Below are 21242 nucleotides of genomic sequence, written 5' to 3'. Positions count from 1 at the left end.
GCGCTGAACGAGGGCGTCCCGACCGTCACGCGCCCTGTTCACGCTATCACCGATCCATTGCTTCCCGGTCCACGTAACTTTGCTGGCATAGAGTGATACTAACTATCACACTATGGTTCGTCCTCTGCGGGGGCGTCCGCGTACACCTGTGTCCCGGCGTCGCCCGCCAGCGCGTCCGTCAACTGCTCTGGCGTGGTAACGATGGCTCGCTCGCCGCCGCCTTCTACGAACTGGAGACAGGCCTCGACTTTCGGCCGCATACTCCCCGCGCCGAACTCGCCCGCGTCGAGGTGCGAGCGAAGTTCGTCGGCGCCGACTCGCCGAAGCGGTCGCTCGCCGTCCTCGCCGTAGTTCACGTAGGCGTGCGCGACGTCGGTCAGGATGACGAGCGTCTCGGAGCCCAGTTTCTCCGCGAGCAACCGCGACGTGCTGTCTTTGTCGACGACGGCCTCGACGCCGCGCAGGCCGGACTCGCCGCGGACGACCGGGACGCCGCCGCCGCCCGCACACACCACGGAGTTCCCACGCTCGACGAGTTGTCCGATCTCGTCGGCTTCGACGATTTCGACGGGATCGGGCGACGGGACGACCCGCCGGAAGGGGCGCTCGCCGTCGGACACGCGCCGCGTCTCGAAGGGTTTCTCCGCCGCTTCAGACTCCGTGTAGAACGGGCCGACGGGCTTCGTCGGCTCTGCAAACGCGGGGTCGTCGCGATCGACGACCACCTGCGTCACGATCGTCATCGAGTCTGTCCGTGCCTCGCGCCCGTTGTCGAGCGCCTGCTGCAGGAGGTAGCCGATCTGCGCCTGCGTCTCGGCAACGAGTACGTCCAGCGGGAGCTGTGGCGTCTCGCTCGCGTGTTCCTGCTGGAGGAGCAGATTGCCGACCTGCGGGCCGTTGCCGTGCGTGAGCACGACGTCGTAGCCGGCGTCGACGGCCGCCGCGATTCGCGCGGCCGTCTGCTCTACGACCGCCAACTGCTGGTCGAGCGTCCACGGGCCGTGCTCGCCGAGCAGGGTGTTCCCGCCCAATGCGACGACGACGGGGGCGTCGCTCGCGGAAGATTCGGCTGCCATACGACATCCTCTACCGGCCGCGACCGAAAGCGTTCGCCCGGTCGATAACTGGCCGGGATTCTATGTACGATCCCGGCGAAGTGTACCGCATGGCCCCCACGCGAGTCCTCATTATGGGTGCGGCCGGACGCGACTTCCACGACTTCAACACCGTCTTCCGCGACGACCCGGCGCACGAAGTCGTCGCGTTCACCCAGACGAGCACCCAGAACGTCGGCGAACTCGACGAACTCCCCGAGCGACGCTATCCACCGGAACTGGCTGGCGACCGCTATCCCGACGGAATCCCGATCTATCCCGAATCGGACTTAGAGCGCCTCGTCGACGAAGCGGACGTCGACACGGTCGTCTTCTCGTACTCGGACGTCTCTCACGAGCACGTGATGCACCAGGCGTCGCGAGCGCTCGCGGCTGGTGCGGACTTCCGACTGATCGGCCCCGATCGGATGATGCTCGAAGCCGCTGTCCCGGTGGTCGCCGTCGACGCGGTGCGAACCGGCTGTGGCAAGTCACAGACAGCCCGGAAGTTCGCCGACCTGCTGACCGAGCGGGGGAGAGACGTCGTCGTCGTCCGAGAGCCGATGCCGTACGGCGACCTCGCGGCCCAGCGCGTCCAGCGCTTCGAGACGCTCGCGGACTTAGACGAGAGCGACGTCACGATCGAAGAGCGCGAGGAGTACGAGAGCCACATCGAACGCGGCCACGTCGTCTACGCCGGCGTCGACTACGCGGCGATCCTCGAACGGGCCGAAGCCGAGGCCGACGTGATCGTCTGGGACGGCGGCAACAACGAACTCCCGTTCTACGTCCCGGACGTCCACGTCGTCGTGGCCGACCCACACCGCCCCGGCGCAGAACTGCGATACCACCCGGGCGAGACCAACCTCCGCCTCGCGGACTACGTCCTCATCAACAAGGAGAACACCGCCGACGTCGCGGGCATCCAGGAAGTCGAAGCCAACGTTCGCGAGACGAATCCCGACGCCGAGATCGTCCACGCGAACTCGACGATCACCGCCGACGGGGACGCCATCGCGGGCAAGCGCGCACTCGTCGTCGAGGACGGGCCGACGCTTACCCACGGCGACGCCTCCCACGGGGCCGGACTGATCGCCGCCCGCAAGTACGGCGCGGCGGAGATCATCGACCCAAAACCGGCGGCGGTCGGATCGCTCGAACGTGTCTTCGCCGCCTACGACCACCTCGACGCCGTCCTCCCGGCGATGGGGTACAACGACGCACAGATCCGAGATCTGGAGGCGACGATCAGAAACGCCGACCCGGAGGTCGTCGTCTCGGGAACACCCCACGACCTCGGACGGGTTCTCGACGTCGACGTGCCGATCGTGCGCGTTCGCTACGAACTCGAAGAGAAGAACGTCACGCTGGCGTCGATACTCGACCGACACGCCGAGAGGCTCGGGCTCTAAGTATCGAGGCATCCTCACCACGAGTAACGCGTGAGTGACACATTCATCGACCGGATGCGAACACGGCTCGAAGGGGTGCAGATCTTCGCCTCGGAACGAACCCGACGGCGCTTTCTGCTCCACTTCGCCGTCGCCATCGTCGTGCTCGTCGCGCTCGCTCTCCTCGCCCGTCCCCATCTCGCGCTTCTGACCGACGCGCCCGCCCTCCGCGCGTTCATCTCCCAGTACGGCATCTGGGCCCCGCTCGTGCTCGTCGTGCTGCAAGCCGTGCAAGTCGTCGCCGCTCCGGTCCCGGGGCAGATCCTCGCAGTCGTCGCCGGCTACCTCTTCGGCGCGTGGTGGGGGACGCTCTACAATATGATTGGCATCACGATTGGGAGTACGATCGCGTTCTGGCTCTCCCGGCGGTTCGGCCGAGCCTACGTCGAACGTATGGTCCACGAAGACGCGCTCGCGTCCTTCGATTCGATCAGCGACGACTACGCCCGCCTCGGGTTGTTCGTCCTCTTTTTCATCCCCGGACTCCCCGACGACGTCATTTGCTTCGCCGGCGGCCTGACCAGACTACCCCTGTGGCAACTCGTCGCGCTCGCGATCGTCGGCCGGACGCCAGCGTTCTTCCTCGCGAACGTCGTCGGCGATTTCCTCGGGGGCGATCAGTTCGTGGCTGCCGCCGCGCTCACTGCCGTCATCCTCGCTCTGTCGGCGCTCGGCTACGCGAACCGCGATCGGATCGTCGGCCTCTTCGACGACCGCTCCTGACGGTGCCGTCCGCGAGGCCACCGGACGCGTCGCGGGAGCGCCGTCTTCCCGTCCGCTTTTGGTCTTCGACCGCCGTCCGGTAGGTATGGAAGGCGCGGAGTCCGACGCGAGCGACGGGGCCGGAGAGCACGCCGAGGAGACGGCTGCGGCCGGCGCGCCGTCGCAGTCCGGCGACGAGTCCGAGCGACGCCCGGAGGGGCCACCACAGAAGATGCTCGACCGTCGAGAGGAACTCACGCCGATGCTCTCGCAGTATCTCGAACTCTGCGAGGCGCACCCCGACGCGCTCGTGCTCTTTCAGGTCGGCGACTTCTACGAGGCGTTCTGCGAGGCGGCCGAGACGGTCGCCCGCGTCTGCGAGGTGACGCTGACCAAGCGCGAGGACTCGACGGGGACCTATCCGATGGCGGGCATCCCGATCGACAACGCTGCGTCGTATCTCGAATCACTCCTCGGCGCCGAGTACCGGGTCGCCATCGCCGATCAGGTCGAAGACGCCGAGGAGGCCTCGGGGCTGGTCGACCGCGCCGTGACGAACGTCGTCAGTCCGGGCACGGTCGTCGACGACGAACTGCTCGACCGCGCGAGCGCGACGTATCTCGGCGCGGTCGTCGGCCTCGGGCGAGACGGGGGGCGCGACGAGAGACGCGCGGGCGAGTCGACCGACGCGACCGACGCCGAGGCCGCACTCGCGACGCTCGACGTCTCGACGGGCGAGTGTCAGGTGACGAGCGCCCCCGCCGCGCGGATCGACGACGAACTCGAACGCCTCGCACCCGCTGAACTGCTCGTCGCCCCCGACGCGGGCGTCGAGCCGTCGACGCTCGGCTTCGAGACGATGCTCACCGAACACGACCCCGAGGCGTTCGCTCTCGATCGAGCCGACGAGACGCTCGCGGCGTACGTCGCGGAACCAACCGCCGTCCTCGACTCACCCACCGAACGGCGCGCTGTGGGGGCGCTCCTCGACTACGCCGAGTACACGCAGGGCGACGACGGCGCGCTCTCGTACGTTTCGCGCGTCCGCCGGTACGACCTCCGACGCTCGCTCAGACTCGACGCGACGGCGATGCGGAGTCTCGAACTGTTCGACTCGCGGCACCCCGGACGCGGGGAGACGTTGCTCGACGCGCTCGATCGGACCGCGTGCGCGCCCGGCCGCCGCAAACTGGAGTCGTGGCTGCGGCGCCCGCTGCTCGACCGGGAGCGAATCGAGCGCCGACACGACGCCGTCGCGGAACTGCTCGACCGGCCGATGGCCAGAGAGACGGTCCGAGACCACCTCGAACAGGTGTACGACCTCGAACGTCTGGCCGCTCGCCTCTCCCGAGAGCGTGCGAACGCCCGCGACCTGCGCTCGCTGCAGACGACCCTCGACGTCGTCCCGGACGTCAGAGCCGCCCTCGAAGACGCCGAATCGGACGCCCTCTGTGACCTTCGGGCGTCGCTCGACGAACTGGCCGACGTCCGCGACCTGATCGAGCAGGCGATCGAACCCGACCCGCCGCAGGAGATCACGGAGGGGGGCGTCGTTCGCGAGGGATTCGACGACGAACTCGACGAGATCCGCGCGACCGAGCGGGAAGGCCGCGAGTGGGTCGCCTCGCTCGAAGCGCGCGAGCGCGAGCGGACCGGCATCGACTCCCTGGAGGTCGGCTACAACCAGGTCCACGGCTACTACATCGAGGTGACGAACCCGAACCTCGACCGCGTCCCCGACGACTACACCCGGCGGCAGACGCTGAAGAACGCCGAGCGATTCTACACGCCGGAGTTGAAGCGTCGCGAGGACGAGATTCTCTCGGCCGCCGACCGCGCCGATTCCTTAGAGTACGAGGTGTTCTGCGAGGTGCGCTCGCGCGTCGCCGACGAGACCGAGCGGATCCAGGCGCTCGCGGACGCGCTCGCCCGCCTCGACGTGCTGACGTCGTTCGCCGCCGTCGCCGCCGGCGAGAACTACGTCCGCCCCGAGATGGGTGCGGAGACGCTCCGTATCGAGGCCGGGCGGCATCCCGTCGTCGAGCGGACCCAAGCGGAGTTCGTCCCGAACGGCGTCGACTTCACGGACGGCCACGTCGCTGTCATCACCGGCCCGAATATGAGTGGCAAGTCGACGTATATGCGGCAGACGGCACTCATCGCGCTGCTCGCGCAGGCGGGGAGTTTCGTCCCGGCGGACGCGGCGAGATTGCCCGTCATCGATCGAATCTTCACCCGGGTCGGTGCCTCCGACGATATCGCTGGCGGGCAGTCGACGTTTATGCGCGAGATGGCCGAACTCACCGACATCCTCCACGATGCCACCGACGACTCGCTCGTGCTCCTCGACGAGGTCGGGCGCGGTACCTCTACCGCCGACGGCCTCGCGATCGCCCGCGCGACGACGGAGTTCATCCACGACGAGATCGGCGCGACGACGCTCTTTGCGACTCACTATCACGATCTGACCGCGCTCGCCGACGACCTGCCGAACGCGTTCAACCTCCACTTCACGGTGAGCAAAAGCGAGGACGGCGACTCCCCGTCGGACGACGGGAGCGAGTCTCCCTCCGGGCCCGACGTGACGTTTCTCCACCGCGTCGCGCGCGGCGCGTCCTCGTCGTCGTACGGCGTCGAGGTGGCGAAACTGGCCGGCGTGCCGGACCGCGTCGTCGCCCGCGCCAGAGAGCACCTCCGGGCGTCGGCCGGCGACGACACGGATTCGGAGCCGGCGCACGCACGTCTCCCGCACGAGGGTGCGTCGCCCGCGGAGGATGCGTCACACCCGCCGGCACGGGCGACGAACGGCGAATTCGACGATCCTGCAGCCGACCGAAACGACACGCTCGCGGCGTACGTCGACGGCCTCGACGCGACGGACGACCCCGATCGACCGGATGCCCCCGGCCGACCGGACGACTCGCACGATGCCGTGCCGACGGACGCCGCGCCGACAGACGCCGAGCGCGCCGTCCTCGACGAACTCCGGGATCTCGACGTCGCCCGAACCACCCCGCTCGAAGCGCTCAACACGCTGGAAGCCCTACGACGGCAACTAGATGAGTGAGGAGCGCCCGGGGTCGCGCGGCGACCCCGACTCGGTCCGTCGGCTGGACGACGCGACGGTCGCGAGCGTCGCGGCCGGCGAGGTGATCACCCGCCCGGCGGACGTCGTCGTCGAACTGCTCGAAAACGCGCTCGACGCCGGAGCCTCGCGGATCGACGTCGCGGTCGACGGCGATGGGACAGCGCGGATCCGCGTCCGCGACGACGGCGGTGGAATGAGCCGCCGGGACGCCGAGCTCGCGGTCGAGCGGCACACGACGAGCAAACTCGCCTCCGGGGAGTCGCTCTCGGCGGTCGAGACGCTCGGCTTCCGCGGCGAAGCGCTCGCTAGTATCGCGACGGTCGCCGAACTCGAAGTCGTGACGAACGACGGCGGGCCGCGCGGAACGCGCGTCGTCGCGTCGGGCGGTCCCGGCCCGGACCGCGTCGAACCCGCCGGGCGCGGCCGGGGAACGACAGTCACCGTCCGCGAACTGTTCGCGGAGACGCCCGCGCGCCGCGAGTCGCTCGCGGCCTCTCAGACGGAGTTCGCCCGCATCAGCGACGCGGTCTCCCGGTACGCGCTCGTCCGTCCGGACGTCGCGATCACGCTCGGACACGACGGCTCGGAGGTGTTCTCGACGCCTGGGACCGGCGAGTTCGCCGACGCGCTACTGGGCGTGTACGACCGCCAGGTCGCCTCGCGAGCGACGGCGTTCGATGCCGTGCTGCGCGTCGGTTCCGGCCCAGAAGGCGAAGGCGCGGGGCTCACACTCGACGGGGCGCTCGTCCAGCCGTCGATCAGCCGCGCGCGGCGTGATCACGTGTACGTCGCTGTCGACGGGCGCCCCGTCCGCAACGCGCAGTTGCAGCGCGCCGTCGTCGATGGCTACGGGGATCTGCTCGCTGACGGCCGCGCGCCCATCGCGGTCGTGTCGCTGTCGCTGCCGACGTCGTGGGCGGACCACAACGTCCACCCGCGCAAGCGGCGGGTCCGTCTCCGGTCGTCCGACGAGGTCGCGGACGCAGTCGCGGGCGCCGTCCGTGACGCGCTCTCGACTGCCGATCAGCGGCGCGCGGCGGACCTCTCGATGGCTCTCGACGACACGCTGGAACCGCTGTCGGACACTGAATCGGCCTTCGAGGACGTGCGCGTGCTCGGACAGTTCCGCGATCTCTATCTCCTCTGTGCGTTCGAGGACGAACTGCTCGTCGTCGACCAGCACGCGGCCCACGAGCGGGTGAACTACGAGCGTCTCCGGGCCGCGGTCTCGGGTGAGACCCCGACTGCCCCGGTCGAACCGCCCGAGAGCGTCTCACTGACGCCGGGACAGTACGCGGCCGTCGACTCACACCGTGATGAGTTGTCCAAACTCGGATACGACCTCGACTGCTTCGGCGAGACGACGGTTCGCGTCCGTTCGGTACCGGCACCGATGGGCCGAGCGGCCGCCCCCGAGAGCGTCCGCGACGCAGTCGACGCGCTTCGGCACGGCGAGACACCTGAAGACGGCCGCGACGCGCTGTTGAAAGACCTCGCGTGCCACCCCTCGCTGAAGGCCGGCGACGAACTGAGCGACGCGGAGGCGACGGCGCTCGTCGACCGGCTCGGTTCCTGTGAGAACCCTTACGCCTGCCCGCACGGCCGCCCGACGGTGCTCACGATCGGGGAGGACGCGCTCGTTCGGGGATTCGGACGACGCGGCACCCGGATGGATTGAGATACCGCGACCGTCGCCGGGGCAGCCGCATCGCCGGATTAGTCGCGTCACTGGGGCGTCGGCGCTATAGTAGCGTTTGCAACTGATAGGGACTATCGTAAGTCCGCATAGATTTCTCGCCGGACGGTACGGCGAGACTTTCCGAACAGTGACGATAATCCCTATGATTACACAGCCAATCGCACGACTGCGTGCGATTAGGCGCGTGAAGACTTGCAAACGCTACTATAGTGCGGGATGTCGAAATTCTTTACAACCGCCCTCACGAGGCTTCGGCAGTGCACGTCCGTCCGACCGATCACCCTGAACAGCCTCGCCGGGAGCCGATACGTCGATGACGATTCTCGGCTCGATCGGTCGGGAAGCCAGTGCGCTCTGGGGCGACGGCGAGGGCCGTTCGCTGGCCGTCATCGCCGGCGGTTGGGGCCTCCTCTTGGGCACGCGGATGATCTACCCGGTTCTTCTCCCGTACTTCCGCGAGACCTTCGGCCTCAGTCTCTCGGTCGCGGGGTTGCTCGTGACGATCCTGTGGCTCGGGTCGGCGATCGGACAGCTTCCGGGTGGAATCTTGGCCGACCGATACAGCGAACGCCTCGTGATGACGGCCGGTGCCGCTGTCGTCGCCGTCGCCGTCGCGGCGGTCGTCGCCGCACCCACGGCGCTGGCGCTGTTCGCGGCGACCGCGTTCGTCGGCCTGGGCCAGTCGCTGTACCCGATCGCGCGGATCACGATCCTCGCGACCATCTACCCCGATCGAATCGGGAGCGCGCTCGGCGTGACGATGGCGACAGGAGACCTCGGACAGACCGTCCTCCCGCCGGTCGCGGGGGCGCTGGCCGTCGCCGTCGTCTGGCAGGCGGGGCTCGCGTTTATGATTCCACTGCTCGCCGCCGCGGCGATCGCGCTCTGGGTGTTGCTACCGCGACAGACTGACTCCGAGAGCGGTATCGACGAACTCTCCGCCGACACGGCGCGGCACGTACTCGCCGAAATCCGCGCGAGCAACGTGGTCTTTCTCGCGTTCATCCTCTTTCTCTACATCCTCGTCTGGCAGGCGTTCACGGGGCTGTATCCGACGTATCTCGTCGAGGAGAAGGGGTTATCCTCCTCGACGGCGGCGCTTCTTTTCAGCCTCTTTTTCGCCATCGGCGTCCTCGTCAAGCCCGTCGCCGGAGCGGCCTACGACCGGATCGGGCTCCGTCGGTCGCTCGTGATCGTGCTCTCGGGCCCCGTCGTCGGCTTTGCGCTGCTTCCGGTCGTCGACAGCCTCGTCGGACTCGTCGGGATCACGGCGCTCGTGAGCACGATGCTCGGCTCCGGCGCGATCACGCAGTCGTACTTCTCGGATGCGTTCTCAGAAGAGATCCGCGGGACCGGCCTGGGTGTGGTCCGTACCACGACCGCGACGCTTGGGGCTGCCGGTCCGGTCCTGTTCGGCGCGATCGCCGACCGCGGCTACTTCGACGAGGGGTACTGGATCGTCGCCGTCGTTCTCGCGGCCGTGATCCTCCTCACTCTCCGCGTCTCAGAATCGTAGGCAGTGATCGGCCGGGAGCGATGCAGGATCGGCCTGCGGCTGTCGGCTCACCAGTCTTTGCAGTCCACACAGACGTGTCGGCCGTCCTGCGACCAGAGCCGGTCGGCGACGTTGCCACAGGCAGGGCACTCGACGCCGTCGGGGTCCCAGCGGTACGTGGCCGTCGCCGCCTGGACGTCGTCAATGGGGGCTTTGCCGTCGTCGACGTCGCCGCTGCGAGTTCCGGTGGGGGCCTCGCCCTCGTCGTCGCCTGCTTCCGTCTCGGCGCCGCCGTTTTCTGACTCCGTCTCGGGCTCGTCCGCTCCCGATTCCTCTGCGGCGTCGCCGACGAATTCCTCGAGGGACCGGTCCCGCTCCATACGAGTCTCCAGTGGCGGCGTCGGCTTAGCGGTGGCGACTCGCCACGCGGAGTTCCGCACACACATATACGATGAGGACGAACCCCCGGCTATGGTCTCGGTCATCGATTTCATCGTGCAGTTGGTCACGAGCATCGTCACTCTCGTCAGGACGTTCCTCTTCGAGGTGTTCCTCGGCGTCGATCCGCTCACCGCAGTGCTGTTCCTGTTCGGCGGCGGGCTGACGACCGCAGCGGTGCTGTACTTCACCTACCTCACGCTCGGTGCGCTCGTGAACCAGCTCACCGGCCTGGGATCGAGCGCCCGCGAATCGTCGCCCAACCGGCCGGTCCAATAAGCCGCACCGCGCTTTTCTTCCGCTGTACGAAGACCGCCGCCGAGCTACTGCGCCTGCTCGAACGCGTCGGCTGCGAGTTCGATCGCCGTCTCGGGATCGGGCCCGAGCGGCGATCCCACGACGATACCGTCCGCGTGATCGAGGAGTGCGCTCATTCGCTGGACGGCGTCCGCGGGTGTGCCGGCGATCGAGAACGCGTCGATCATCGCCGGCGTGACGCGCTCGAAGGCCTCGCCGAACGCGCCCGCACTGATCTGCTCGCCGATCTCTTCGGCCAGCGACGCGTCGATGCCGTGTCTGTCGAGCACCGGTGGAGCCGCTCCGGCGACGATGAACGCGACCGGGGGGCGGGCCGCTTCGCGCGCCGCCTCGGCGTCGTCGTCGACGCTGACGCTGGCGTACGCCAGCAACTCGAAGTCGCCGCGGTGGTCGGGGCGGTCTTCGCTGCCCTCTTCGACCCGGTCGCGCGCCCACGCGAGATCGTCCGGGTGTGAGCCGTTGTACAGCAGTCCGTCGGCGTGTTTGCCCGCCATCCGGCACATATGCGGTCCCTCGCCGCCGACGTAGACGGGGATCTCGCCGGGCACCTCGAAGTTGAGTCCGGCGTCGTGCGCCTCGAACGTGCCGTCGTGGGTGACGCGCTCGCCCGCCCAGAGGTCCTGTGCGACTTTGAACGCCTCCAGCACCGACCGCAGGCCGCGCTCGTCCTCGAGGCCGAGGTTCCGGAGCGTCGAGGGGTCGCCCGGGCCGATCCCGAACGCCGCCCGGCCGTCCGACAGTTCCGCGACGGTGGCGGTCTTCGAGGCGAGCGTCACGGGATGCAGTTCGTAGGGGTTCGCGATGCCCGGACCGATCCGCATCGTCTCGGTCTCGCTCGCGAGTCGCGTCAGGGTCGCGAAGGGGTCGCGGTTGTTGTAGTGACACGTCACGAACGCGACGTCGTAGCCGACGGATTCGGCGATGGCGCCCTCGTCGACGACCGCCGAAATCCGGTCGTCGGGCACCAGTTCGATGCCGAGCGTGGGTCCGTCGTCTGGTCCCCTCTCGTCGTGAGGCTCGCTTCCGGCACCGGTCGCGTCGTCACTGTGCATACGACCACCCCCGGACCGCCTGGCGAACGAAGTCGGTCTCGATCTCTCGGAAGTGCGCGTCGCTGCCGCCGTGGTCGCCCCACTCGAAGTCGCGGACGACGACCGCGGGGGTGCCGTCGTCGCCCTCGCCGGCCACGAGGTTCGCGGCGGCGGCGAGTTCGTCGACGACGTTTTCGACGGTGACGCCGAGTTCGCGCCCGTCGCGGTCGGTCTCGCCGCGCCAGTCGCGGGACGCCGAGAGTCCGGCCCAGCCGATGGCGACGCCGCGCTGGCCGTGCCGGAACGGTCTCCCGCAGGTGTCGGTGACCACCACGCGATCGGCGGGAAGGCCCTCTCGGATCCGTTTTGCACTCTCTGTGGGGCGCTCCGGGAGCAACAGCAGGTCGCCGTCGGGGACGTTCGAGCGGTCGATGCCGGCGTTGACGCCGACGTGGCCGAACCGCGTCTCCGTCAGGAGAAACGGCGCGTCCATCAGAATCTCGACGCTCTCTTCGAGGACGGCCTGTGCGAAGCGCGGGTCCTTCTCCTCGCCGGTGTGCTCGGCGAGCGAGTCTGCGATCTCGCGGGCTCGCGGTCCGGCCGGAAAGTCAGACAGATCGGCGCTACGCCCCTCCGCCTTCGAGACGATAGTCGAGGCGACGCAGACGACGTCGTCGGGGCGGAGATCGACGCGCTCGCGGATCAGCGCCGCGACGTCGTCGCCTGCCCGTACCTCTGGCAGATCGGGGACAGCGAACAGTTCCATACAGAGTGAGCGTGCGCGGCGGTAAAAAGCGAACAGGTGATGGCTAGCGTCTCCGGTATACGGTCGAGTACCACAGTTTTGCGACGCGTGTGAGTTGGACGACCGACGGTATCTCGGTGACCCACCGAAAAGACGTTTCGCCCGGCGTGCGAACTACTGGCAATGGCACACGTAGTCACTAGCTTCCTCAGAAACCGCGGGCAGATCCTGCTCACTCGCCGCAGCGACGCTGTCGGGACCTACCGGGGCCGCTGGGCCGGCGTCTCGGGGTACGTCGAGGGCGACCCGGCCGACGCCGAGCGCGACGCGTATCGGGAACTCCGCGAGGAGGTCGGCCTGACGGACACCGACCTCGCATTCGTCCGCGCCGGCGACGCACTCGCGGTCGACGACGAGCAGGGCTCGTTCACCGTCCACCCGTTCCTGTTCGAGACCGGGACGCGCGAACTCACGACCAACGAGGAACTCGCCGCCGTCGAGTGGGTCGACCCGACCGCGATCAGAGACAGAGCGACGGTCCCGCGCCTCTGGGAGACCTGGCTGCGAGTCGCCCCCACGGTCGCGGACGTGCGAGACGATCGGACTCACGGCTCGGCGTGGATCGCCGCACGCGCGCTCGAAGTGCTCCGCGACGCGGCTATCGAGGCCGACGACTGGGCGGCGGTCGCGGAGGTCGCGCGCAGTCTCGGCGACGCGCGACCGGAGATGGCTGCCGTCCCGAACCGCGTGAATCGCGTCGTCGCCGAGGTGTGGCAGGCCACAGACGACGGCACGGCGCCCGACCCACACGCGGTCGCAGAGCGCGCAATCGACGCGATCCACGACGCGTTCGAGGCTGACTCCGGCGCGGCGACGACGGCCGCGACCCGCCTTCGGGACGCCGATGCGACGGCGGTGGCGACGCTCTCGCGCTCCGGGACCGTCCGCGAGGCACTCGCGGCCCTGAACCCCTCGACGGTCGTCGTGGCGGAATCGCGCCCCGAATGCGAGGGCGTCGGCGTCGCGGAGTGGACCGCCGCCGAGACGGACGCCTGGGTGACGCTGACGACGGAGGCCGCGCTCCCGACGGCGCTCGACGACCGCGACGTCGACGCCGTCCTCGTCGGCGCCGACGCGGTGTTCCCGAACGGGGACGTGGTGAACAAGACGGGGACCCGCGTGCTCGCGCTCGCCGCGCGCGACGTGGGCGTTCCCGTCTACGCCGTGGCCGCGCGGGATAAGATCCGGCCGGCCGCGATCGATGAGTCGGCCGCGACCGGTGGTGAGCACGGCGACGCTGAGCGCGCCCCCGCAGCGACCTCGCCCGCAAGCGCCGTCTACGACGGCGACGCCGACATCGACGTCCACGCGCCGACGTTCGAGATTGTCCCCGGAACGCTCGTCGACGGCGTCGCCACCGAGGCGGGGCTGCTCGGCGGGCGCGACGTACAGGCGGTGGCCGAAGCCCACGCGGCGAACGCGGCGTGGGACGCGGAGCGCACGGACTGAGGGGCGCAGCGAGCGCGGCGAGGAACGAGTGCGGCGGTCGGACGGAAGTACGAGAAGCGAGAGGTTCTTCACTCGCGCGCGCCGATCGTCTACCGGTGGCGATGACGAGGGTTACCCCCACTCAGCCCCTTGTGATGACGCCTCTTTACTGAGCCACCGTTTCCGAGCCACGCACCCGAGTAGCAACGCCGCTAGCTGACGAACTTCAGCAGATCGTCGCGCTTCTGTTCGTGGAACTGCGTCCGGAGCGCCTCGTTCAGCGCGTCGACGTCGCCACGCTTCGCGCTGATCGGGGCGATCGTCTCGCGCCACTGCTTCCACGGCGGGTGCAGGCCGAGTCGGTCACAGAGCGCGTCGAGCCGCTCGTCGCGGTCGCCGACCTTGTCCATCTTGTTGACGGCGACGACCGTCGGCACGTCGAGTTCCCACAGGAAGTGGAACAGTTCGACGTCGTGGGGGATCTCGTCGGGGCCGGAGTGCCGGTCGATGATGTCGATGACGCTCTTGCCGTCGACGACGAGTACGGCCGCGAGAATGTCATCGGCGTTGGACTCGACGTACTGGACGACGTCGGTCTTGATCTGCTCGCGCCGCTCCTCGTCGACGCCGGACATAAAGCCGAACCCGGGGAGGTCGGTGAACATGAAGTTCTCCGAGACCCAATCGAAGTGATTCGGCGACCGCGTCACGCCGGGCTTCTGTCCGGTCGTGATCTTCGAGTGCCCGGTCAACTCCCGCATCAGCGTCGACTTCCCGACGTTCGACCGGCCGACGAGCACGACCTCCTCGCGGTCCGGGCGATCTTCGAACATACGCGAGCGGAGGCCGTCGCCGCGGTTAACGCTGACGCTCACACCCCGAATCGTGGTCGTCATACTGTCGGACAGAACGATGTGAAAATTCTCGGCACCCCGTGGGTGCCAACATGGTTCACGAACGTCTGTCCGACAGTATCGACCTGGACGCGGCGCTACAGCAGTCCTTCCTCGCGAGCCAGCAGCACGCCTTCCAGCGTCGCGTCGTTCGTCGGTTCGGCACGGGCGACGTCGATGGCTTCCTCGACCGGCACCGAGTGAACCGAGAGGAACTCGTTGTCGTCCAGGTCGCGCTCGACCGGCGTGAGATCGGTCGCGAAGACGAAGCCGCGGCGGTGTCGCAGCACACCCGTCGAACACCAGAAGTCCTGCAGGAGCGCCGTGCTTCCGGCCTCGAAGCCCGTCTCCTCGCGGAGTTCGCGTGCCGCGGCGGTCGTGAACGACTCGCCCGCCTCGACGATCCCCGCGGGCAGTTCCAACTGCGTCTCTCGGATCGTCGGCCGGTACTGTTCGACGAACACCACCGAGTCGTCCTCGACGGCGACGACGACGACGGCCGTGGCGAGTTCGGCCCAGTAGTACTGCTTCGTCGTCCCGTTCGGCTGTTCGACGAGGTCGTAGCCGCCGGTGTACCAGCCCGTCTCGTACTCGGTTTCGGACTCGCGGACGGGCCACTCGGGATCCGGTAACGGCTCGTGTCTGCGTCCGTCCTCAGTCATCACACGACAGTCCGGCGGGACGCGGCTTAATCGTGTGGTTACTCGGGTCCGTTCGTCTCGGTACTGCTATCTGCTTCGTTGCCACTGTCACTCGTCTCGCTGTCCGTGTCGCTGGTCTGACTATCGTCGTCTGTCGATGAGCCGTCGCTGTCGACCTCGAACTCCGGCCGGTACAGCCGACTGAACGCCTGTTTGCGGAGCGTCCCGACCGCAGCCTCGCGCTCGTTCTGGAACGTCGCCGCGACGGCCGTCTCGGCGAACGGCGCGGCGTGCCAGGCGACGCGGTCGACGTCGTCGCTGCCGAGCGTGATCACTTCGTAGTCGGGATGCTCGTCGACCCACGCGTCGAACTCCGCACGTGACCCGACGGTGACAGCTAGCTGATCGGCGAATAGGACGTTTCGCGCCCGTTCGACGACCTCGCCCGTCACGCGCTCGCGATACTCCTCGCGATCGAACGCCATCGCCTTGGCCGCCTCCCGAACGACCTGCTTCGCGGTCGGGCCGGCCGACTCGAACGCCGCACGCGCCGTCGCCAGCGACTCCGGCGAGAGGGTTCCCTCGGTCTCCATACGCGTCCGTCGGCCACTCGCGAACAAACGTTTTCGGTCTCGTCATAGAGATTATCGTAACTGTTCGGAGATTCTCGCCGTACCGTCCGGCGAGAAATCTATGAGGACTTACGATAATCCCTATCAGTTCTCCGGCGCTACTGGTCTGTTTCTTCGCCCGCCGCACCCGTGTTCGGACCAGGTTCGGGTTCTGACTCCTCATCTGCCTCTCCGTCGGTCTCCGCGTCCGCCTCGGCCTCCGCGTCCGAGCCGATCATCTCGGCGGTCATCTCCCGCGCCTCCGCGAGAATCGAGCGGGCCTCCTCGTCGAGCGACCCTTGCCCGGCCGCGGCGGCCGCTTCGGGATCGACCGCGCCCGGACCGGACTGGTCGTGCTGGTGCCCGTGCTGATGGCCGTGCTGGTGGGTGTGACCGTCGTGTCCGTGCGCGTGGGCGGTGTCTTCGAATACCTGTTCGTAGTCCGCCTCCGATGCAAGTTCGGCCACTTTCGGAGCGAGTTCCGCCTCGCCGTGCTCGGACCACTCTGGGACGTGCTCGTCGAGCCACGTCTCGTGGTCGTCGTTGTTGACCATCGCGGTGAACGCGAGATGGTTCGCGAGGTGGGTCGCATCTTGCTGCGGAACCTCACAGACCGGACAGGAAAAGCCCATACCCGCGGGTACGGCGTCGGAGTACAAGGGCGTGTGGGTCCCGAGCGGCCGTATGTTGCAGCCGTGGGCTATCCGTCGCTGTCCCGGCTCTGGAGGTCGACGACGAGCAAAAGGGCATCCTCGCCATCGGAGTAGTACTGCGGAATCCGCCGGGTCGGTTCGAAGCCCTCGTTGCGGTACAGCGACCGGGCGACGTCGTTGCTCTCACGAACTTCGAGCTTCACGATCGCCGCGCCCGCGAGCGAGAGCCCGAACAGTGCTTCGCGGAGCAGCCGGCGACCGACGCCCTCCCCGCGCGCGTCGGGACGGACGGCGAGGTCTTTGATGTGGCCGATGTCGTGGCCGTGATTCGGCATCACGTCGCCGACGACGTAGCCGAGAATCTCCTCGTTGCTTCCGACGGTCTCTGTGGTCCGAACCGCCACCAGAAACGCCGGCGCGTCGAGTACCGACTCGAACGCCGCGTAGGGCCACGGCTCCGAGAAGGACGCGCGCTCGATGCCGAGAACGTCGAGCAGGTCGGCGCGGTCGACCGGACGGACCCGGACGTCGGGTGCGATGTTCGATCCGTCCACACCGGATTCCGTCTCGTCCGTCCGGTTTCCGCGGTCACTCTCGGAGTCGCTCACGCGAGTGGGTTCGACAGTGAGAGGCAAAAATCCGCTGGCTCGGGGCAGTTCGACTGGCGATGAGACAGGGGTGTCGCGATCATCGCTCCGCACCCCAGCGACGCGACGCTGCGGCTGCTGTGGCTCCGAGTCGATCGCAACGAAAGAAAAATCGCGCTGTCGTGAGTGCCGACGGAGCTGGCCCGATCAGTCGTCGGCGGGGGCTGCGCCGCTACCGCCCTCTTTGTACTGCTCCTTCGTGAGTCGGAGCTTGCCGCCGGCTTCGAGGATGCCGCGCTCGCGCTCGGAGGCGTCGAGTTCCGCGGTGGCCTCCCAGTCGTCGTTCACGCGGATGGTGAACTCGGTTTCGCCGGACGCGACGGCCTCGGCGACGTCGGTGACGATCTCGACGTCGTCGCCCTGCTCGATGTCCGCGTAGGTCTCCTCGTCGATCGAGAGCGGGACGATGCCGAAGTTGAACAGGTTCGCCTTGTGGATGCGGGCGAACGACTCGGCGAGAACGGCCTCGATGCCGAGGTACTGCGGACACATCGCCGCGTGCTCGCGCGAGGAGCCCTGGCCGTAGTTCTCGCCCGCGACGAGGACGCCGCCGTCCGCGTCGAGTGCGCGCTGTGCGAACGTGTCGTCGACGCGCGAGAGCGTGAACTCCGAGAGCTTCTCGATGTTCGAGCGGTACTTGAGGATGTCCGACGTGGCCGGGATGATGTGGTCCGTCGTGATGTTGTCCTCCATCTTCAGGAGCACTTCACCCTCGATGTCGGCCTCGAGCGGCTCGCCGATCGGCGCGGAGCCGATGTTGGGGCCCTTGACGAGTTCGTCGTCGACGGCCTCCTCGGGCTCGATGATGTCGGTCTTCGAGCCGTCGTACGCGTCGGGGAGCTCGACGCCGGGCGCTTCGAGGTCGCCGAGTTCGTCGGCGAGGTCACGCGGGTCGACGAGTTCGCCTTTGATCGCCGCGGCGGCGGCGACCTCCGGCGAGGCGAGGAAGACGGAGTCGTCTTCGATGCCCGAACGACCCTCGAAGTTGCGGTTGAACGTCCGCACGGAGACGGAGTCCGAGGCGGGGACGTGGCCGATGCCGATACAGGCACCACACGTCGCCTCCGAGAAGTTGACGCCGGCCGCCATCATCTCGGCGGTCCAGCCTTCGCGGGCGAGGATCTCCGACGCCTGCTTGGAACCGGGCGCGACGATCATCTCGGTCTTCATGTCGACCTCGCGGCCTTCGAGCATCTTCGCGGCCGGGAGGATGTCCTCGTAGCCACCGTTCGTACAGGAGCCGACGATGACCTGCTCGACGGACTCGCCTTCGACTTCGCGGACGGGAACGACCTTGTCCGGCATCGACGGCTTCGCGACGAGCGGCTCGATCTCCGAGAGGTCGATGACGACCTCGTCGGCGTACTCGGCGTCCTCGTCGGGCGAGAGCTCGACGTACTCGTCTTCACGACCCTGTCGCGCGAGGTAGTCTTCGGTCTTCTCGTCGGTCGGGAAGATCGAGGAGGTCGCGCCGAGTTCGGTACCCATGTTCGTGATCGTCGTCCGCTCCGGAACCGAGAGCGTCTCGACGCCGGGACCGGTGTACTCGAAGACCTTGCCGACGCCGCCCTTCACGGAGAGCCGACGGAGCATCTCGAGGATGACGTCCTTCGCGCTCGCCCACTCGGGGAGCTCGCCTTCGAGGCGGACGTTGACGACTTCCGGCATCTCGACGTAGTACGCGCCGCCGCCCATCGCGACGGAGATGTCGAGGCCACCCGCGCCGATCGCGAGCTGACCGAGGCCGCCGGGCGTCGGGGTGTGCGAGTCCGAGCCGAGCAGCGTCTTACCGGGTGCGGCGAAGTTCTCTTTGTGGACGTTGTGGCAGATGCCGTTGCCTGGGCGAGAGAAGTACGCGCCGTAGGTGCCGGCCGCAGAGCGGAGGAAGCGGTGGTCGTCGGTGTTCTTGAAGTCGAACTGGTAGGTCTGGTGGTCACAGTACTGGGCTGCGAGCTCGGTCTGGACTTCGTCGAGCTCGAGCGCCTCGAACTGCAGCCATACCATCGTACCTGTCGTGTCCTGTGCGAGGACCTGGTCGATCTCGATCCCGATCTCCTCTCCGGGTTCGAGTTCGCCCTCGACGAGGTGATCGTCGAGAATCTTTTCTGTGAGCGTCTGTCCCATAACATCCGTGGGTCGACCGTCTACGACTATAAATCCCGCATGTTTGAGGCCAGAAGTATGTCCATAATACACATAGTTTGTCCTAATTCAATAGGAACAGGCTCTCTCGCTGCCGATTAGTTTACCCCCAGTATAATAAATATCTCGCGCGCGGCTGGTCCGGTCACCCTTCCCTCGACCCGGAAGAACGACACGGTTTTGCGCCCGGCCCGCAGCCTCCCGATATGTTCCGTTCCGGATCGTTCGTCGCCTCGCACATCGACGCTATCGACGACGAGCAAGTGCAGCCGAACGGCATCGATCTGACCCTCGGCGACGTTCTCGAACAGACCGAACCCGGATTCGTCGGCACGGACGGGAAAACCGTCGGCGAGCGCGAGTCCGTCGGCGCCGACGCGGACGAGATCTTCCAGCTCGACACCGGCGGCTACATTCTCCAGTACGCGGAGACGATCGCGATCCCCGAGGGCCACGTCGGATTCCTCTACCCGCGGTCGACGCTGATGCGTAACTCCTGTATGCTCAACACGGCCGTTTGGGACGCCGGCTACGAAGGAAAGGGCGAAGGGCTGCTCCAGGTGCACCATCCCGTCCGGCTCGAACGCGGCGCGCGCGTCGCCCAGCTCGTCCTCGCCGAGGCGTCGCACGAGGACGTCTACGACGGCTCCTACCAGCGCGAGCGCCTTGACGAGTGACGGCGATGTGAGGCCCGCCGAGTCCCGCCGCCGGATACCCACAGGGGATCGGGACTACCCAAAAGCACATTTACGCCCACCTCCAAGTGCGGCTAACTGATGTCCCGGAGTCCCTCTCTACCAGACCGGCCGCGTCTGGACCTCGACCCAGAGATGTCGGATGCGGAGCGCTTAGCGGCGATCCGCCAACACTACGAACGACTCGTCTCCGTCAACGACGAACTCGACGAACGCCTCTCGGAGGCGACCGACCGCCAGGAGGAACTACACGAGGAGGTCGAACAGCTCAAGCGTCGCAACGAGACGCTGAAGACCTCCTCGCTGTACCTCGCGACGGTCGAGGAACTCACCGACGACGGCGTCGTGATCAAACAGCACGGGAACAACCAGGAGGTCCTCACCGAAGCGTCGCCACACCTCGATAGCGAACTCGAAGCTGGCGACCGCGTCGCGATCAACGACTCCTTCGCCATTCAGCAGTTGCTCGACGACGAAACCGACTCGCGGGCGCAGGCGATGGAGATCGACGCCTCCCCGACGGTCTCCTACGAGGACATCGGCGGTATCGACGACCAGATCCGCGAGGTCCGCGAGGCCGTCGAAGACCCGCTCACGAGCCCCGAGATGTTCGAGGAAGTCGGCGTCGACCCGCCCTCGGGCGTCCTGCTGTACGGCCCGCCGGGCACCGGCAAGACGATGCTCGCGAAGGCCGTCGCCAACGAGACCGACGCGACGTTCATCAAGATGGCCGGCTCCGAACTCGTTCGGAAGTTCATCGGCGAGGGCTCCCGGCTCGTCCGGGACCTCTTCGACCTCGCCGCCGAGCGCGAACCCGCCGTCATCTTCATCGACGAGATCGACGCCGTCGCCTCCAAGCGGACGGACTCGAAGACCTCCGGCGACGCCGAGGTCCAGCGCACGATGATGCAACTACTCTCGGAGATGGACGGCTTCGACGACCGCGGCGACGTCCGGATTATGGCGGCGACGAACCGCTTCGATATGCTCGACGAGGCGATCCTCCGCCCCGGCCGCTTCGACCGCCTCATCGAAGTCCCCAAGCCCGGCCAGGAAGGTCGCGAACACATCCTCGAGATTCACACGCGCGAGATGAACGTCGCCGACGACGTCGACTTCGGCGACCTCGCCAAGTTGCTCGACGACTACTCCGGCGCCGAGATCGCCGCTCTCTCGACCGAAGCCGGGATGTTCGCCATCCGCGACGGTCGCACCGAAGTCCGCCGCCGGGACTTCGACGACGCCTACGCGAAGATCGAAGACGCCGACGAGCAGACGACGATTCCGGGTCCGACGACCTATCAGTACTGAGGCGGCCACCTGGGCTCTTTTCTGCGGACTCCGCGTCCGACTGTCGTTTCGCGGTCGACTGTCGTTTCGCGGTCGATTCGTAACCGCTTATTCTCCGCGC

General features: G+C 67.6%; 19 protein-coding genes. 9 read left to right on the top strand and 10 right to left on the bottom strand.

The genetic code is table 11. The annotated features are described in order from the left end of the window. Positions 1–110: 110 nt before the first annotated feature. Positions 111–1076: a carbamate kinase gene (gene arcC, locus RBH22_RS10175; RefSeq protein WP_306677397.1), complete on the bottom strand. Its 966-nt coding sequence runs from the start codon at positions 1074–1076 to the stop codon at positions 111–113. 89 nt (positions 1077–1165) lie between these two features. Here arcC and RBH22_RS10170 point away from each other — a divergent pair, with 89 nt between their 5' ends. The 5 genes from RBH22_RS10170 (at position 1166) to RBH22_RS10150 (ending at position 9550) form a co-directional block, all read left to right on the top strand. Further along, complete coding sequence (locus RBH22_RS10170) at positions 1166–2506, top strand: hypothetical protein (RefSeq protein WP_306677396.1); 1341 nt, start codon at positions 1166–1168, stop codon at positions 2504–2506. 30 nt (positions 2507–2536) lie between these two features. Next, positions 2537–3268 carry a TVP38/TMEM64 family protein gene (locus tag RBH22_RS10165; RefSeq protein WP_306677395.1) on the top strand — a complete coding sequence of 244 codons (732 nt, stop codon included), beginning with the start codon at positions 2537–2539 and terminating at the stop codon, positions 3266–3268. Between the two features lie 211 nt (positions 3269–3479). Next, entirely contained in the window at positions 3480–6314 is a 2835-nt protein-coding gene (gene mutS, locus RBH22_RS10160) for a DNA mismatch repair protein MutS (RefSeq protein WP_306677418.1), read from the top strand. After that, positions 6307–8013 carry a DNA mismatch repair endonuclease MutL gene (mutL, locus tag RBH22_RS10155; protein ID WP_306677394.1) on the top strand — a complete coding sequence of 569 codons (1707 nt, stop codon included), beginning with the start codon at positions 6307–6309 and terminating at the stop codon, positions 8011–8013. Before mutS ends, mutL begins: the two co-directional genes overlap by 8 nt. A gap of 334 nt (positions 8014–8347) precedes the next feature. Next, the gene (locus RBH22_RS10150) at positions 8348–9550 is read left to right on the top strand and encodes an MFS transporter (protein ID WP_306677393.1); all 1203 of its coding nucleotides are present in this window, start codon (positions 8348–8350) and stop codon (positions 9548–9550) included. 47 nt (positions 9551–9597) lie between these two features. Here RBH22_RS10150 and RBH22_RS10145 read toward each other — a convergent pair whose 3' ends face one another. Further along, the gene (locus tag RBH22_RS10145; RefSeq protein ID WP_306677392.1) at positions 9598–9909 is read right to left on the bottom strand and encodes a hypothetical protein; all 312 of its coding nucleotides are present in this window, start codon (positions 9907–9909) and stop codon (positions 9598–9600) included. A gap of 91 nt (positions 9910–10000) precedes the next feature. Here RBH22_RS10145 and RBH22_RS10140 point away from each other — a divergent pair, with 91 nt between their 5' ends. Further along, entirely contained in the window at positions 10001–10246 is a 246-nt protein-coding gene (locus RBH22_RS10140) for a hypothetical protein (RefSeq protein ID WP_256288831.1), read from the top strand. A 44-nt stretch (positions 10247–10290) separates the two neighbouring features. Here the strand turns inward: RBH22_RS10140 and RBH22_RS10135 are convergent, their stop codons facing one another. Both RBH22_RS10135 and RBH22_RS10130 read right to left on the bottom strand, forming a co-directional pair. Further along, positions 10291–11337, bottom strand: coding sequence for a 5,10-methylenetetrahydromethanopterin reductase (locus RBH22_RS10135; protein WP_306677391.1), 1047 nt, complete (start codon positions 11335–11337; stop codon positions 10291–10293). Next, the gene (locus tag RBH22_RS10130; protein WP_256288833.1) at positions 11327–12082 is read right to left on the bottom strand and encodes a coenzyme F420-0:L-glutamate ligase; all 756 of its coding nucleotides are present in this window, start codon (positions 12080–12082) and stop codon (positions 11327–11329) included. The genes RBH22_RS10135 and RBH22_RS10130 overlap by 11 nt, the downstream gene beginning before the upstream one ends. Positions 12083–12244: 162 nt before the next feature. Here RBH22_RS10130 and RBH22_RS10125 point away from each other — a divergent pair, with 162 nt between their 5' ends. Next, the gene (locus RBH22_RS10125) at positions 12245–13570 is read left to right on the top strand and encodes an NUDIX domain-containing protein (protein WP_306677390.1); all 1326 of its coding nucleotides are present in this window, start codon (positions 12245–12247) and stop codon (positions 13568–13570) included. A 191-nt stretch (positions 13571–13761) separates the two neighbouring features. Here RBH22_RS10125 and engB read toward each other — a convergent pair whose 3' ends face one another. The 6 genes from engB to RBH22_RS10095 form a co-directional block, all read right to left on the bottom strand. Then, entirely contained in the window at positions 13762–14382 is a 621-nt protein-coding gene (engB, locus tag RBH22_RS10120; protein ID WP_121568805.1) for a GTP-binding protein EngB, read from the bottom strand. Positions 14383–14540: 158 nt separating this feature from the next. Then, on the bottom strand, positions 14541–15104 hold the full coding sequence (locus tag RBH22_RS10115) for an NUDIX hydrolase (protein ID WP_306677389.1): 564 nt from the start codon (positions 15102–15104) through the stop codon (positions 14541–14543). 38 nt (positions 15105–15142) lie between these two features. Further along, complete coding sequence (locus tag RBH22_RS10110) at positions 15143–15676, bottom strand: DUF5809 family protein (protein WP_306677388.1); 534 nt, start codon at positions 15674–15676, stop codon at positions 15143–15145. Positions 15677–15813: 137 nt separating this feature from the next. Further along, positions 15814–16326: a DUF5810 domain-containing protein gene (locus RBH22_RS10105; protein ID WP_306677387.1), complete on the bottom strand. Its 513-nt coding sequence runs from the start codon at positions 16324–16326 to the stop codon at positions 15814–15816. 68 nt (positions 16327–16394) lie between these two features. Next, positions 16395–16901, bottom strand: a complete 507-nt coding sequence (gene rimI / locus RBH22_RS10100) for a ribosomal protein S18-alanine N-acetyltransferase (protein ID WP_256546653.1) — start codon at positions 16899–16901, stop codon at positions 16395–16397. A gap of 240 nt (positions 16902–17141) precedes the next feature. Continuing rightward, on the bottom strand, positions 17142–19118 hold the full coding sequence (locus RBH22_RS10095; protein WP_306677386.1) for an aconitate hydratase: 1977 nt from the start codon (positions 19116–19118) through the stop codon (positions 17142–17144). Between the two features lie 224 nt (positions 19119–19342). On the opposite strand from RBH22_RS10095, the gene RBH22_RS10090 reads away from it, so the two are divergent. After that, positions 19343–19813: a deoxyuridine 5'-triphosphate nucleotidohydrolase gene (locus tag RBH22_RS10090; protein ID WP_306677385.1), complete on the top strand. Its 471-nt coding sequence runs from the start codon at positions 19343–19345 to the stop codon at positions 19811–19813. A gap of 99 nt (positions 19814–19912) precedes the next feature. Continuing rightward, entirely contained in the window at positions 19913–21142 is a 1230-nt protein-coding gene (locus RBH22_RS10085) for a proteasome-activating nucleotidase (protein ID WP_121568495.1), read from the top strand. Positions 21143–21242: the final 100 nt, after the last annotated feature.

Source organism: Halobellus sp. H-GB7, assembly GCF_030848585.1.
GTDB classification, from domain to species: domain Archaea; phylum Halobacteriota; class Halobacteria; order Halobacteriales; family Haloferacaceae; genus Haloquadratum; species Haloquadratum inordinatus.
Note: the sequence above shows the minus strand (reverse complement) of the source record. Positions and strands in the feature narration are given on the sequence as shown.

Bases quoted from the DNA above. Each gene is read 5' to 3' on its own strand.
- RBH22_RS10095 (WP_306677386.1), bottom strand. From the start codon at position 19,118: ATGGGACAGACGCTCACAGAAAAGATTCTCGACGATCACCTCGTCGAG.
- RBH22_RS10130 (WP_256288833.1), bottom strand. From the start codon at position 12,082: ATGGAACTGTTCGCTGTCCCCGATCTGCCAGAGGTACGGGCAGGCGAC.
- mutL (WP_306677394.1), top strand. From the start codon at position 6,307: ATGAGTGAGGAGCGCCCGGGGTCGCGCGGCGACCCCGACTCGGTCCGT.
- RBH22_RS10105 (WP_306677387.1), bottom strand. From the start codon at position 16,326: ATGGGCTTTTCCTGTCCGGTCTGTGAGGTTCCGCAGCAAGATGCGACC.
- RBH22_RS10150 (WP_306677393.1), top strand. From the start codon at position 8,348: ATGACGATTCTCGGCTCGATCGGTCGGGAAGCCAGTGCGCTCTGGGGC.
- RBH22_RS10140 (WP_256288831.1), top strand. From the start codon at position 10,001: ATGGTCTCGGTCATCGATTTCATCGTGCAGTTGGTCACGAGCATCGTC.
- RBH22_RS10085 (WP_121568495.1), top strand. From the start codon at position 19,913: ATGTCCCGGAGTCCCTCTCTACCAGACCGGCCGCGTCTGGACCTCGAC.
- RBH22_RS10145 (WP_306677392.1), bottom strand. From the start codon at position 9,909: ATGGAGCGGGACCGGTCCCTCGAGGAATTCGTCGGCGACGCCGCAGAG.
- mutS (WP_306677418.1), top strand. From the start codon at position 3,480: ATGCTCGACCGTCGAGAGGAACTCACGCCGATGCTCTCGCAGTATCTC.
- RBH22_RS10110 (WP_306677388.1), bottom strand. From the start codon at position 15,676: ATGGAGACCGAGGGAACCCTCTCGCCGGAGTCGCTGGCGACGGCGCGT.
- arcC (WP_306677397.1), bottom strand. From the start codon at position 1,076: ATGGCAGCCGAATCTTCCGCGAGCGACGCCCCCGTCGTCGTCGCATTG.
- engB (WP_121568805.1), bottom strand. From the start codon at position 14,382: ATGTTCGAAGATCGCCCGGACCGCGAGGAGGTCGTGCTCGTCGGCCGG.
- RBH22_RS10115 (WP_306677389.1), bottom strand. From the start codon at position 15,104: ATGACTGAGGACGGACGCAGACACGAGCCGTTACCGGATCCCGAGTGG.
- RBH22_RS10135 (WP_306677391.1), bottom strand. From the start codon at position 11,337: ATGCACAGTGACGACGCGACCGGTGCCGGAAGCGAGCCTCACGACGAG.
- RBH22_RS10125 (WP_306677390.1), top strand. From the start codon at position 12,245: ATGGCACACGTAGTCACTAGCTTCCTCAGAAACCGCGGGCAGATCCTG.
- RBH22_RS10170 (WP_306677396.1), top strand. From the start codon at position 1,166: ATGGCCCCCACGCGAGTCCTCATTATGGGTGCGGCCGGACGCGACTTC.
- RBH22_RS10090 (WP_306677385.1), top strand. From the start codon at position 19,343: ATGTTCCGTTCCGGATCGTTCGTCGCCTCGCACATCGACGCTATCGAC.